The sequence below is a fragment of the Pseudomonas xanthosomatis genome (assembly GCF_019139835.1).
Classification (GTDB): Bacteria; Pseudomonadota; Gammaproteobacteria; order Pseudomonadales; family Pseudomonadaceae; genus Aquipseudomonas; species Aquipseudomonas fakonensis.
Genome location: NZ_CP077075.1, coordinates 5576701 through 5589765, shown reverse-complemented (window position 1 = coordinate 5589765; position 13065 = coordinate 5576701). Strand labels below are relative to the sequence as shown.

The window sequence follows — 13065 nt, the reverse complement described above, 5'->3', positions numbered from 1 at the left end:
GGCAGGCGATCAGCGGATCAGAAAATCAAAACGTAGGTCTTGCGCACGGTTTCCTGGATGTCCCAGGTGCCGGTGCTGTTGGCCGGTAGCATCAATGCGTCTCCGGCTTCTATGACCAGGGGTTCGCCACCGTCGGGGGTGAAGGTGCAGCGGCCCTTGATGAAGTGGCAGAACTCCTGTTGCACGATCTGCCGGCGCCAGCGCCCGGGGGTGCATTCCCAGATGCCGGTTTCGACGCCGTCGCTGCGCTCGACGCAGGTCACCGAGGTGACCGCGACCGGCTCGCCAAGGGGCACGGCGACGGGGTTGGAGCTGTCCAGCGTGACGCTGTCGGTGTGTTTGAACTGGGTGATGCGCATGACCGGTGGGTCCTGTGTAGTGAGGGGAAGTCAGTGCATGAAGCCTTCCATGAAGTCCGCGAGCGAGCTGGCCAGGCGCCGCCTCCAGGGCGCGCTGGCGGGGTTGGCGAGGGTCCGGTCCTCGTGGACGAAGCTCTGGATGATGGCGTTGTAGCCCAGCCAGCGGGCCGGCTCGGGCGGCCAGCTGGCCAGGCTCGCTACCGGGCGGTTGTCGAGGACCCAGGGCTGGGCGGTCAGTTCGTTGTGCTGGCCGAGAATCAGCGCGGCCAGGGTGCGCCCGCCCAGGTTGGTGGCGCCCACGCCTTCGCCGCCATAGCCGCCGGCCAGGGCGATACCGCGCTGTCGGTCGCAGAGCATGTGCGGGCGAAAGCGCCGGGCCATGCCGAGGTTGCCGCCCCAGGAGTGGGTGATGCGCACGTGCTTGAGCTGCGGGAACAGCTCACCGAACAGGTAGCGGCGCAGTTCTATCTCGTGCTCTTCGAGGTTGAAGTTCTCGCGCAGCCGGCCGCCGAAGCGGTAGCCGCCACGGGCGCCGAATACCAGGCGGTTGTCGGCGCTGCGCTGGCCGTAGGTGACCTGGCGGCTGCTTTCGCTGAACGCCTGGCCCTGGCTCAGGCCGATCTGCTCCCAGGTGGAGTCGGGCAGCGGCTCGGTGGCCACCAGCAGGCTTTGCACCGGCAACTGGTGGCGCCCCAGTGGCGGCAGGCTGGCAGCATAGCCTTCCACGGCCGGTACCACCCAGTGGCTGCGGATGCGCGCCAGCGGCGTGCGCACCTCGCCGGTCTGCCAGTCGAGGGCCGGGGTGTTTTCGTAAATCGGCACGCCCATGGCCTCGACCACCCGTGCCAGGCCCCGTACCAGCCTGGCCGGCTGGATAGTGGCGGTATGCGGGCTGAAGATCGCGCCGTAGGGGTTGCTGATGCGCAGTTGTGCATCCAGCTGCTCGGGGCGCAGCCAGTGGTAGTCGGCTTCGCTGAAGCCCTGGCGGTACAGGTCGTCCAGCCAGGCGCGCAGGCTGCGTTCCTGCTCCGGGTAGCGCGCCGCGCAATACAGCACGCCGCCCTTGCGGTAGTCGCAGTCGATGCCTTCGCGCTGCAGCACGTCGTGTACTTCGTCGGGGGTGCCTTGCAGCAGGTCGATGCTGGCCCGGCGTTGTTGGGGTGACAAGCTGGCCAGCAGGCGGTCTTCGCCCAGCAGGTTGCCCATCAGCCAGCCGCCGTTACGCCCCGAGGCGCCGAAACCTGCGATGTTGGCCTCGATCAGCGCAATGTTCAGCTGCGGGGCTTGGCGCTTGAGGTAGTAGGCGGTCCACAGGCCGGTGTAGCCGGCGCCGATGATGCACACGTCGAGGTCGAGGTCCTGGCGCAGTGCCGGGCGCGCGCACAGCGGCTCGTCGAGCTGGTCCATCCACAGGCTGATCGTGCGCAGGGGTTGCATCGGGTCGGGCTCCACATCCGGCTGGGTCTGTGGGCGATCCTAGTGAAGCGTGGCGGTGGCTGTCCTACGTGCGTGCACGCAGGGAATTCTGTTTCAGGTAGGCCTTGGGGGTGACCCCGGTGTGTTCGCGGAACGCCTTGTAGAAGGCCGACAGCGAGTTGAAGCCGGCGTTGAACGCCAGCTCGTCGATGGTGGCCTCGACGCGGTCGTCGCCCAGGCTGGCCATCAGGTGCTGCAGGCGCGCCTGGTTGACGTAGCGGTAGAAGCTTTGCCCCAGCACCTGGTTGAGCAGGTAGGAGATCTGGTTGCGGCTGTAGCCGCTCTCGTCGGCCACCTGTTGCAGGTCCAGCTCCGGGTCCAGGTAGGGGCGGCGGTTGTGGAAGTAGTGCTCCAGGTCCTGGGCCATGGTCGAAAGCTGGCGTGGTGACAGCCCCAGGCGGCTGGTGGCCGGGCGCAGGCCGCTGTTTTGGCCGGCCTTGCCGCCCTGGTGCACCAGGGTTGCGTATTCGTTGACCCGCCAGATCAGCCCGTCCTTCACCGTGATGGCTTCGCTGGACTGGAACGCCACCAGCCCGTCGCCGCCTTGCACCGTGACCTGGTACTGGATGAACGCGGTGCAGCCGTCGACGCGGATGCGGTCGCTGTGCACGATGTCCTCGCCGGCCTCATGGGGCAGGCAGGCGCGCACATAGTCGCGCAGCTCGTCGAAGCCGAGCACGCGGTCTTGAAAGAAGTCGTGGTATTGCACCTCGGGGTGGTAGAGCGCGATCACCCCGTCCAGGTCGCGATGCTTCCAGCACAGGTGGTAGCGCATGACAGTGTCGGCGGTGAGCGGGGTCTGCCCGGGGCCGTCGGGGAGGGTGGTCGAAGTCATGGGGGGATAGTGCCTTGGGCTTGGGCGCGCAGGCAAGACGGGGCGACGGTCTTGTGCTGGCTGTGCTGGCCTCATCGCCGGCAAGGCCGCTTCCCACAGAGACCGTGGCGCATCTGCAAGACCAGTTCTCTGCGCGACAGCGCAGCCCGCAGGGCTGGGTAATCTCCTACAGGGACAGCGCATGGTTGGAAGATTATGCGGTCCCTGTGGGAGCGAGGTCTTCGACATTGCAAAACACCCTGTACGGTCGTGGCCAATCCCGCGTTTTGCATGGTCGTGAATTGCCAATCCATTGATTTCATTGGGTGTAATTTTTTGTCACAACTGGCACATCCACTGCAATGGTGATTACGCGACTGGTAAATCTCGCTAACCACAATAAGGCGCGCACATCATGATCACACCTGCCGATTACCCCGTTGTCGATAGTCAAAGCCGCTCAGGTGTTTCCTGGGCGGCGATCTTTGCTGGCGCTGCTGCTGCTGCGTCGGTGTCTTTGATACTCGTGGTGCTCGGTGCCGGGCTGGGTTTTGCCGCCACGTCACCTTGGGCTGACGAGGGCGCAAGTGCGAAAGCCTTGGGGATTTCGACCATCGTCTGGCTGCTGCTGACGCAAATTATCGCTTCGGGCATGGGTGGGTATCTGGCCGGGCGGCTGCGGGTCAAGTGGGCGAACCTGCACGGTGATGAGGTTTACTTTCGCGATACCGCGCATGGCTTGCTGTCCTGGGCTGTAGCGACTTTGGTAGCGGCGATGCTGGTACTGGGGGCTGCGGGTAACCTGGTAGGTGCCGGGGCCAGTGCGGCCTCGCAAGCGGCCAGCGTTTCCATGGCTGCCGGAGGGGCCGCTGCGGCAAATGCCGACAAGGACTCGATGGGGTATTTCGTCGACAGCCTGTTCCGCGGCGACGGCCCGGCGCCAGTCAGCGATGATGCCGCCAACGGTGTTGCTGCGCGGATTCTGGCCAAGGGTATCGCCAGCGGCACGCTGCCGCCTGAAGACCGTGCCTACCTGGCGCAACTGGTGGCCCAGCGCACCCGCCTGAGCCAGGCCGAGGCGCAAGCACGGGTCGACCAGGTGATGGCCGAATTGCAGCAACTTAAAACCGATGCCAAGCAAGCGGCAGACACCGCTGCCAAGGTCGCCGCATGGACGGCGTTGTGGACCTTCGTCGCGCTGTTGTGTGGCGCATTCTTTGCCAGCTTCGCGGCACTGTTCGGGGGCCGTCAGCGCGACCGCGTGCTGTGGCTTGCAGACGATTACGTTGCCCATCGCACCATTCAACGATAAGCAAGGAGAACTGACATGCGCTCGATACTGCTGTGGATGCTTGGGGTGCCTATTCCCGTCATCATCCTGATTGCGCTTTTCATGCATTGAGAGAGGCGGGGGCTGCAAAGCAGCCCCAGCCATTTAAAGGCTAGAGAAACTGCTCGGCATAGTGGCAAGCCACCTGCCGGGTACTCACCTGCCGCAATGCCGGCACTTCCTTTGCGCAACGCTCGGTAGCATGCGGGCAACGCTTGTGAAACGCGCAGCCATCCGGCGGGTTGAGCGGGTTGGGCAGTTCACCGGCAATGCGAATTTTCGGCTTCAGCGGGTCCGGGTGGATCGCCGGGGTCGCCGACAGCAGCGCTTGCGTATAAGGGTGCAGGGGCTTGTCGTAGATATCCTCCTTCGGCCCCATCTCTGCTGGCCGGCCCAAGTACATCACCAGCACCTGGTCGGCCACATGGCGCACCACCGCCAGGTTGTGGGAGATGAACACATAAGCGGTGTTGAACTCCTTTTGCAGGTCCATGAACAGGTTCAGCACCTGGGCCTGGATCGACACGTCCAGCGCCGAAGTCGGCTCGTCGGCCACCAGCACCTTGGGTTGCAGCATCATCGCCCGGGCCAGGGCAATGCGCTGGCGCTGCCCGCCGGAGAACATGTGCGGGTAGCGCTGGTAGTGCTCGGGGCGCAGGCCCACCTGCTCCATCATCTTCTGCACTTTTTCGCGCCGCTCGGTCTTGCTCAGCGCGGTGTTGATCAGCAGCGGTTCGGCCAGCTGGTCGCCGATTTTCTGCCGCGGATTGAGCGAAGCGTAGGGGCTCTGGAACACCATCTGCACGTCGCGGCGCAGTTGCTTGCGCTCGGCCTTGCCGGCGCCGTTCACCTCCTGCCCGGCAATTTGCAGCGAGCCGGACGAGGGCTCTTCGATCAGCGTCAGGGCACGGGCGAGGGTGGACTTGCCGCAGCCGGACTCGCCGACCACGGCCAGGGTCTTGCCGGCCTCCAGTTCGAACGACACGCCGTTCAGCGCGCGTACCAGGGCATGGCCCTTGAACAGGCCACGGGACACTTCGTAATGACGGGTCAGCTCACGGGCTGAGAGAACGACGGCCATCACGCCACCTCCTGGTTGAGCGGGTAGAAGCAACGCACCAGGCTGTGGGCCTGGGGATCGAGGGCCGGGCGCTGGTGCCGGCAGTTGTCCTGCACGTACGGGCAACGTGGCGACAGCAGGCAGCCCTGCGGGCGGTCGTAGCGGCCGGGTACGATGCCGGGCAGGGTGGCCAGGCGCTCGGCGCCGATGCTGTGCTCGGGGATGGCCGCCAGCAGCGCTTCGCTGTAGGGGTGGGCGGGGACGTCGAACAGCTGCGGCACCTGCCCCACCTCGACCGCTTGGCCGGCGTACATCACGCACACGCGCCGGGCGGTTTCGGCCACCACGGCCAGGTCGTGGGTGATGAGAATGAGCGCCATGTTGCGCTCCTTCTGCAGGTTGACCAAAAGCTCCATGATCTGCGCCTGGATGGTCACATCCAGCGCGGTGGTGGGTTCGTCGGCAATCAGCAGCTTGGGCTCGCCGGCAATGGCCATGGCGATGGCCACCCGCTGGCTCATGCCGCCGGAAAGCTGATGCGGGTAGGCGTCCAGGCGGCTTTCGGCGGCCGGGATCTCGACCTTTTTCAGTAGCTCAAGGGCTCGTTGGCGCGCAGCCTTGCCCTTCAGGCCAAGATGCTGGCGCAGCACTTCCTCGATCTGGAAGCCGACCGTGTAGCTGGGGTTGAGGGCGGTCATCGGGTCCTGGAAGACCATGGCGATGTCCTTGCCCACCACCTTGCGCCGCTGGCGGCCGCTGAGCTTGAGCATGTCGGTGCCGTCGAAGTTGAGCACATCGGCGGTGATGCGCCCGGGGGCATCGATCAGGCCCATCAGGGCCATCATGGTGACCGACTTGCCCGAGCCGGACTCGCCGACGATGGCGAGGATCTCGCCGGCGTCTACCGAAAGCTCCAGGCCGTCCACCACGGGTACGGCATTGGCGTCGCCGAAGCGCACGTTCAGGTTGTTGATCTGCAACAGTGACATGGCGGTCTCCTCAGGCGGCGTTCTTGAGTTTCGGGTCCAGCGCGTCGCGCAGGCCGTCGCCCATCAGGTTGATTGCCAGCACACTGAGCAAAATGGTCAGGCCGGGCAGGCTCACCACCCACCAGGCGCGCTCGATGTAGTCGCGGGCCGAGGCCAGCATGGTGCCCCATTCAGGGGTTGGCGGTTGTACGCCGAGGCCGAGAAAGCCCAGGGCGGCGGCGTCGAGAATCGCCGAGGAGAAGCTCAAGGTGGCCTGCACGATCAGCGGCGCCATGCAGTTGGGCAGCACGGTAACGAACATCAGCCGTGGCAGGCCGGCACCGGCCAGGCGCGCGGCGGTGACGTAGTCGCGGTTCAGCTCGCCCATCACCGCGGCGCGGGTCAGGCGCACGTAAGACGGCAGCGAGACGATGGCGATGGCGATCACGGTATTGATCAGGCCAGGGCCGAGGATGGCGACGATGGCCACCGCCAGCAGCAGCGAGGGCAGAGCCAGCATCACGTCCATCAGGCGCATGATCGAGGGGCCCAGCAGGCGCGGGAAGAAGCCGGCGAACAGCCCCAGCAGGATGCCGGGGATCAGCGACATGACCACCGACGACAGGCCGATCAGCAGCGACAGGCGCGCGCCCTGGATCAACCGCGAGAGCAGGTCGCGGCCCAGCTCGTCGGTACCGAGGATGAACTGCCAGGTGCCGCCTTCAAGCCACACAGGTGGCGTGAGCAGGAAGTCGCGGTACTGCTCGCTCGGGTCGTGGGGGGCAACCCACGGGGCGAACAGCGCGCAGAAAATCACCAGCAGCATGAAGGCAAGGCCGGCCACCGCGCCCTTGTTGCGCGAGAAGGCCTGCCAGAACTCCTTGTACGGCGAGGGGTAGAGCAGGCTGTGGTCGACCGCGGCGGGCGGGGTGACGGATTTTGGAATCGGGCTAGTCATGGCTTGATCCTCAGCGCTGATGACGGATGCGTGGGTTGGCCAGGCCGTAGAGAATATCCACGACGAAGTTGACCAGGATCACCAGGCAGGCGATCAACAGGATGCCGTTCTGCACCACGGGGTAGTCACGGGCGCCGATGGCTTCGATCAGCCACTTGCCGATGCCCGGCCAGGAAAAGATGGTTTCGGTGAGCACGGCGCCGGCCAGCAGCGTGCCGACCTGCAGGCCGAATACGGTCAGCACCGGGATCAATGCATTGCGCAGGCCGTGCACGAACACCACGCGGGCCGGCGACAGGCCCTTGGCGCGGGCGGTGCGGATGTAGTCCTCGCGCAGCACTTCAAGCATCGAGGAGCGGGTCATGCGGGCGATTACCGCCAGCGGAATGGTACCCAGCACGATGGAGGGCAGGATCAGGTGCATTACTGCGTCCTTGAATGCGCCTTCTTCATCGCTGAGCAGGGTGTCGACAAGCATGAAGCCGGTCTTCGGCTCGATGTCGTAAAGCAGGTCGATGCGCCCGGACACCGGGGTCCAGCCCAGGCTCACCGAGAAGAACATGATCAGGATCAGGCCCCACCAGAAAATCGGCATGGAGTAACCGGCCAGCGAGATGCCCATCACCCCGTGGTCGAACAGCGAGCCACGCTTGAGCGCGGCGATCACCCCGGCCAGCAGGCCGAAGACCCCGGCAAAGAGCAGCGCGCAGAACGCCAGCTCCAGGGTTGCCGGGAACAGCGTGAGGAACTCGTTCCACACGCTTTCACGGGTGCGCAGCGACTCACCCAGGTCGCCCTGGGCGAGCTTGCCGACGTAGTCCAGGTACTGGGCGGGCAGGGGCTTGTTCAGGCCCAGGCGCTCCATGGCCTGGGCGTGCATTTCGGGGTCGACCCTGCGCTCGCCCATCATCACTTCCACCGGGTCGCCGGGGATCAGGCGTATGAGCGCGAAGGTCAGCAGGGTGATACCGAAAAAGGTCGGGATCAACAGGCCCAGGCGCCGGGCAATAAAACTCAACATTGTCGGGGTTACCTCATCAGCCGTGGTACGGCGGTGCCGCCGGTGCCCGTGTGGGGTGCCGGCGGTCGTTGTTGTTCTACTTCACCTTGGTGGTGGCGAAGTTGTTGTTGGTGAGCGGGTTGATCACATAACCCTCCACGTTCTCGCGCATGGCGGTGAACATCTTCGGGTGGGCCATGCTGATCCAGGGCTGGTCCTCATCGTACACCGCCAGGGCCTCGCTATAGAGCCTTGCGCGTTCATCGTTGTCGATCACTTCGCGGGCGCGGGTGATCAGCTCCTGAAACTTGGTGTTGCACCAGCGCGCATAGTTCTCCCCGGTTTTTGCCGCATCGCAGCTGAGCAGGGGGGTGAGGAAATTGTCCGGGTCGCCGTTGTCGCCGGCCCAGCCGGCAGACACCAGGTCCGCCTCGCCCTTTTTCGCCCGGCGCAGCATCTCGGCCCATTCCATCACGCGGATGTCGAGCTTCAGGCCGATCTTTGCCAGGTCGGCCTGCAGCATTTCGGCCGACAGCCGCGGGTTGGGGTTGGTCGGGCCGCCGCCGTTGCGGGTGAACAGAGTGATCACGGCGCCTTCCGGCACGCCGGCTTCCTTGAGCAGGGCGCGGGCCTTGGCCAGGTCGTGGGGCGGGTTCTGGTTGTGGGTGTTGTAGCCGATCATGGTCGGCGGGTAGGGGTTTACCGCCACCAGCGCGTTGCCCTTGCCGAACAGCTGGTCGACGTGGGTCTGGCGGTCGAAGGCCATGTTGATGGCCCGGCGCACGCGCACGTCGCTCAAGTATTTGTGCTCGGTGTTCATCGAGATGTAGCCGGTGACCAGCGCCTCGATTTCGGCAACCTTGAGTTTTGCGTCCTGCTTGATTGCCGGCACGTCGTCAGGCTTGGGGTACAGCGCCACCTGGCACTCGTTGGCGCGCAGCTTTTGCAGGCGCACGTTGTTGTCGGTGGCGATGGCGAACACCAGGGTTTCGCTGGGCGGTGCGCCGCGGAAGTAGTCCGGGTTGGCCTTGAAGCGCACCTGGGCGTCCTTGTTGTAGCGCTGGAAGACGAACGGCCCGGTGCCGATCGGCTTGCTGTTGAGCTCGGCGGTTTTCCCGGCCTTGAGCAATTGGTCGGCGTACTCGGCCGAATAGATGGAGGTGAAGGCCATGGCCAGGTCACGCAAGAACGGCGCCTCGGGGCGGTTCAGGGTGATCACCACGGTGTGCGCGTCGGTTTTGTCCACCGACTTGAGCAGTTGCTTGAACGCCATGCTCTCGAAATACGGGTAGCCGACGCTGGTCTTGTCGTGCCACGGGTGGTCGGCGCGCAGCTGGCGGTTGAAGCTCCACAGCACGTCGTCGGCATTGAAGTCGCGGCTGGGCTTGAAGTAGTCGGTGCTGTGGAACTTCACCCCTTCGCGCAGGTGGAAGGTGTAGGTCAGCCCGTCGGGGCTGATGTCCCAGCGCTCGGCCAGGGCCGGCTGAATATCGGTGGTACCGGGCTTGAAGTCGACCAGGCGGTTGAAGACGGTTTCGGCCGAGGCGTCGGCGGTGACTGCAGTGGTGTACTGGACGATGTCGAAGCCCTCGGGGCTGGCCTCGGTGCACACCACCAGCGGCTTGGCCGCCAGGTTCGATGCAGCGCCCAGAATGACTGCCGCCAGGGTGGCGCGTAGCGGTAGCGATATCATGGAACCTCCCTGCTGTAATTGTTCCAGCGTAGCTGCCGGGACCCGCAACAAGGCGGGCCCCGGCACTCGCGGTCAGAGAATGTTGAAGGGGATGGTGGTGACGATGCGCAGCTCGTCCAGGCTGCCGTCGGCCTGGGCCTTGCTGGCGCGGTGGGCGGTGTAGGTGGCGCGCACGGTGGTGTCCTTCAGCGCGCCGCTCTGTACCGCGTAGCTGGTGCCGATGCCCCACTCGTAGTGGGTCTCGCCGTCCATGCCGCGCACGTCGTAGGCGGTGCCTTTGTAGTGGGTGCCGTCGATGCCCCAGCCGCGGGCGTTGTACAGGTTGAACTTGAGGCCCGGCACGCCGTACGGCGCCATGTTCAGCACGTAGCTGATCTGCAGGGACTTCTCGTTGGGGCCGTTGAAGTCCGACAGCAGCGAGTTGGCCAGGTAGATACCGTTGGTTTCGTGCAGATAGTCGAAGTATTCGTTGCCGTTGACCTGCTGCCACGAAGCGCTGAGGGTGTGGGCCTGGTGGGTGAGGCCGAGCGACAGGCTGTAGGTGTCGTTGTCGATCTCGCCCATCTTCTTGCTGCCGGCATCCACGGTCTTGTAGTAGTTGAGGCCGGTGGTCAGGCTCAGCACCGAGCTGTCGCCCAGCACGTGGTTGGCGCCGAAGTAGTACTGGTTCCAGAAGTCGTCCACCTTGGTGGCGTACAGGCTGGTGGTCAGGCTCTTGAGCGGCTGGTAGTTGACGCCGGCGGTGCTGGCGCGGTCGGTCTCAACGCCTGCGGCGCCGTATTCGCTGCGGAACTTGCTCAGGCTCTGCTCGGTACGTGGCGAGACGCGGTCGAAGGTGCCCAGGTCGAACGACAGGTTGTCGAACTCGGCGCTGTGCAGGAACGCACCCTGGAAGCTCGAGGGCAGGGCGCGGTTGCCGATGTAGGCGATCATCGGGGTGTCCACCGACTGGCGGCCAACGGTCAGGGTGGTGTTGGACACCCGTGCCTTGACGTTGCCCAGGCCCATCTTGCTCCACTGGCCGACCGGGTCGCCGTCGCTGTGGGTCAGGGTGCGGTTGTTCGGGCCGGCGACTGCGGCGCGGCCCTGTTCGAGGGCGATGGCGTTGTAGGCGGCGGCCTCGACGGCAAAGCCCACGGTGCCCTGGGTGAAGCCCGAGCTGTAGTTGAGAATGGTGCCTTGCAGCCAGTTGTCACGGCTGTGGGTGTCGTGGCGAGTGCCGTCGCTTTTGGTGTACTTCCACAGCGGCGCGCGGGTGGCGCGTTCGCGGGCGTACCAGTTGCGGGTGGTGCCCGACAGGCTCTGGCCGTCGATGAAGCCTTTGGCTTCGGCCTGCTCGCTGGCGGCCTTGAGCGTTACCGGGACGAAGTCCTGGCTTTGCGTTTCGGCCTGGGCGAAGGTGCAGCATGCGGCAATGGCCAGGGCCAGCGCGGTTTTTGTCATAGGTTTCAAGGTTGAAGCTCCCTTTGATTCTTTTAGTTATGCCCCGTGCCTTGTGGGCCTGGGGAGTGGTGCGGTACTGCGGGTGTTGCCAGGGTTTGCGCGGGATCGCCGGGCAAATTCGCGAAGCCTTCGATCGCGGGGCAACCCCGCGATGGGAGTGTCAGTCGACGCTCACTTCGGAAAACACGTTGCGGCCGAACGGGCTGACCTTGAAATCCTGAACCTTGGCGCTCAGTGGCTGGTTGACTGTGGAGTGCGCCACCGGGGTGATCGGCACCTGCTGCTTGAGCCGCTGCTGGGCCTGCTGGTAGAGGGCGGTGCGTTGTTCGCGGTCGGTGACCTGCTTGGCTTTTTTCACCAGCGCGTCGTACTGCGGGTCGCACCACAGCGAGTAGTTGTTGCTGCCGATGGCGTCGCAGCCGTACAGCGTGCCCAGCCAGTTGTCCGGGTCGCCGTTGTCGCCGGTCCAGCCGATCAGGGCGATGTCGTGCTCGCCGCTTTTCATGCGCTTGAGGTATTCGCCCCATTCGTAGCTGACGATGCGCACCTTGAAGCCGAGCTTGCTCCAGTCGGCCTGGAGCATTTCGGCCATCAGCTTGGCGTTGGGGTTGTAGGGGCGCTGTACCGGCATGGCCCACAGGGTGACTTCGGTGCCCGGCTTGACCCCGGCCTGCTGCAGCAGCTGCTTGGCCTTGTCCGGGTTGTACGGGGCGTCCTTGAGGCTATCGTCGTAGGACCACTGGGTGGGCGGCATGGCGTTGACCGCCGCCTGCCCCGAGTCCTGGTACACCGCCTGGATGATCGCCTGCTTGTTCACGGCCATGTCCATGGCCTGGCGCACCTCGACGCGGTCGAACGGCGGGTGCTGGGTGTTGTAGGCGATGTAGCCGAGGTTGAAGCCTGGCTGCTGCAGCACCTGCAGCTTGCTGTCCTGGCGCAGGGCGGCCAGATCCGCCGGGCGCGGGTGCAGGGTGACCTGGCATTCGTTGCGGCGCAGCTTCTGGATACGCACCGAAGGGTCGATATTGATCGAGAACACCAGGTTGTCGATTTTCACCCGCTCGGGCGCCCAGTAGTGCTTGTTGCCCTTGTAGCGGATCTGCGAGTCCTTCTGGTAGCGCTGGAACACGAACGGGCCGGTGCCGATGGGCTGCTGGTTGATATCGCTGGGCTTGCCGCTGGCCAGCAGGTGCCCGGCGTACTCGGCGGACAGCACCGAGGCGAAGGCCATGGCGAGGTTCTGGATGAACGCGGCATCGACGCTGTTGAGGGTGAACACCACGGTGAGCGGGCCGGTTTTCTCGATGCGGGCGATGTTCTTGTCCAGGCCCATGCTGACGAAGTAGGGGAATTCGGTGGGGTAGGCGACGCGGAACGGGTGCTGCTTGTCGAGCATGCGGTTGAAGGTGAACAGCACGTCGTCGGCGTTGAAGTCGCGGCTGGGGCTGAAGGCCTTGTTGGCGTGGAATTTCACCCCTTCGCGCAGGTGGAAGGTGTAGCGCAGGCCGTCTTCGGACACCTCCCAGCGGGTGGCCAGGCCAGGTTGCACGGCGGTGCCGCCGCGCTCGAATTCCACCAGGCGGTTGTAGATGGGCTCGGCGGCGTCGTTGTCGGTGGCCGAGGTGTACTGGGCGGTGTCGAAGCCCGCCGGGCTGCCTTCGGAGCAGAACACCAGGTTGCTGGCCTGGCTCAACGAGGCCTGGCCGAGCAGGCCGAGGGCGATCAGGGTGGTGCACAGTGTGGTATGGCGCATGGCAGTTCCTTTGTGCGTGTCGGAGCGGGCCGCGACAGGCAAAATGCGGCTGCAAGGTCGCGTTCCCGACGTTAAAGGCGTCAGGAAGCGGCAACCAGTTAGAGGGTGCTGATATGGGGGATAGAGATTTCCGATGTAGCTGCGGGAAACGCCCTACATATCGCCCTGTCGGTCGACTACCCCGGCGCGAACCCTTGCGCCGGGGCGACCG

Annotated in this window: 11 protein-coding genes; 1 reads left to right on the top strand and 10 read right to left on the bottom strand. The window is 65.1% G+C overall.

Translation table 11 applies throughout. The features are described from left to right. Positions 1 to 17 precede the first annotated feature (17 nt). The 3 genes from KSS93_RS24695 to KSS93_RS24685 all read right to left on the bottom strand — a co-directional run bounded on the left by KSS93_RS24695 (position 18) and on the right by KSS93_RS24685 (position 2670). On the bottom strand, positions 18 to 359 hold the full coding sequence (locus KSS93_RS24695; RefSeq protein WP_217886382.1) for a cupin domain-containing protein: 342 nt from the start codon (positions 357 to 359) through the stop codon (positions 18 to 20). A 30-nt stretch (positions 360 to 389) separates the two neighbouring features. Beyond that, positions 390 to 1796: an NAD(P)/FAD-dependent oxidoreductase gene (locus KSS93_RS24690; RefSeq protein ID WP_217886381.1), complete on the bottom strand. Its 1407-nt coding sequence runs from the start codon at positions 1794 to 1796 to the stop codon at positions 390 to 392. Positions 1797 to 1860: 64 nt separating this feature from the next. Next, positions 1861 to 2670 (bottom strand): helix-turn-helix domain-containing protein, encoded by an 810-nt coding sequence (locus KSS93_RS24685; RefSeq protein ID WP_217886380.1) that lies wholly within the window; start codon positions 2668 to 2670, stop codon positions 1861 to 1863. Positions 2671 to 3064: 394 nt separating this feature from the next. On the opposite strand from KSS93_RS24685, the gene KSS93_RS24680 reads away from it, so the two are divergent. Beyond that, positions 3065 to 3961: a hypothetical protein gene (locus tag KSS93_RS24680; RefSeq protein WP_217886379.1), complete on the top strand. Its 897-nt coding sequence runs from the start codon at positions 3065 to 3067 to the stop codon at positions 3959 to 3961. Positions 3962 to 4091: 130 nt separating this feature from the next. Here KSS93_RS24680 and KSS93_RS24675 read toward each other — a convergent pair whose 3' ends face one another. From KSS93_RS24675 to KSS93_RS24645, 7 genes are all read right to left on the bottom strand, one after another. After that, on the bottom strand, positions 4092 to 5060 hold the full coding sequence (locus tag KSS93_RS24675; protein ID WP_217886378.1) for a peptide ABC transporter ATP-binding protein: 969 nt from the start codon (positions 5058 to 5060) through the stop codon (positions 4092 to 4094). Then, entirely contained in the window at positions 5060 to 6028 is a 969-nt protein-coding gene (locus KSS93_RS24670) for an ABC transporter ATP-binding protein (protein ID WP_217886377.1), read from the bottom strand. Before KSS93_RS24670 ends, KSS93_RS24675 begins: the two co-directional genes overlap by 1 nt. A 10-nt stretch (positions 6029 to 6038) precedes the next feature. After that, the gene (locus tag KSS93_RS24665; RefSeq protein WP_217886376.1) at positions 6039 to 6965 is read right to left on the bottom strand and encodes an ABC transporter permease subunit; all 927 of its coding nucleotides are present in this window, start codon (positions 6963 to 6965) and stop codon (positions 6039 to 6041) included. A 10-nt stretch (positions 6966 to 6975) separates the two neighbouring features. After that, on the bottom strand, positions 6976 to 7986 hold the full coding sequence (locus KSS93_RS24660) for an ABC transporter permease subunit (protein WP_217886375.1): 1011 nt from the start codon (positions 7984 to 7986) through the stop codon (positions 6976 to 6978). A gap of 76 nt (positions 7987 to 8062) precedes the next feature. Next, on the bottom strand, positions 8063 to 9658 hold the full coding sequence (locus KSS93_RS24655) for an ABC transporter substrate-binding protein (RefSeq protein ID WP_217886374.1): 1596 nt from the start codon (positions 9656 to 9658) through the stop codon (positions 8063 to 8065). A gap of 72 nt (positions 9659 to 9730) precedes the next feature. After that, entirely contained in the window at positions 9731 to 11101 is a 1371-nt protein-coding gene (locus KSS93_RS24650) for an OprD family porin (RefSeq protein WP_437182139.1), read from the bottom strand. A 160-nt stretch (positions 11102 to 11261) separates the two neighbouring features. Beyond that, complete coding sequence (locus tag KSS93_RS24645; protein WP_217886372.1) at positions 11262 to 12854, bottom strand: ABC transporter substrate-binding protein; 1593 nt, start codon at positions 12852 to 12854, stop codon at positions 11262 to 11264. Positions 12855 to 13065: the final 211 nt, after the last annotated feature.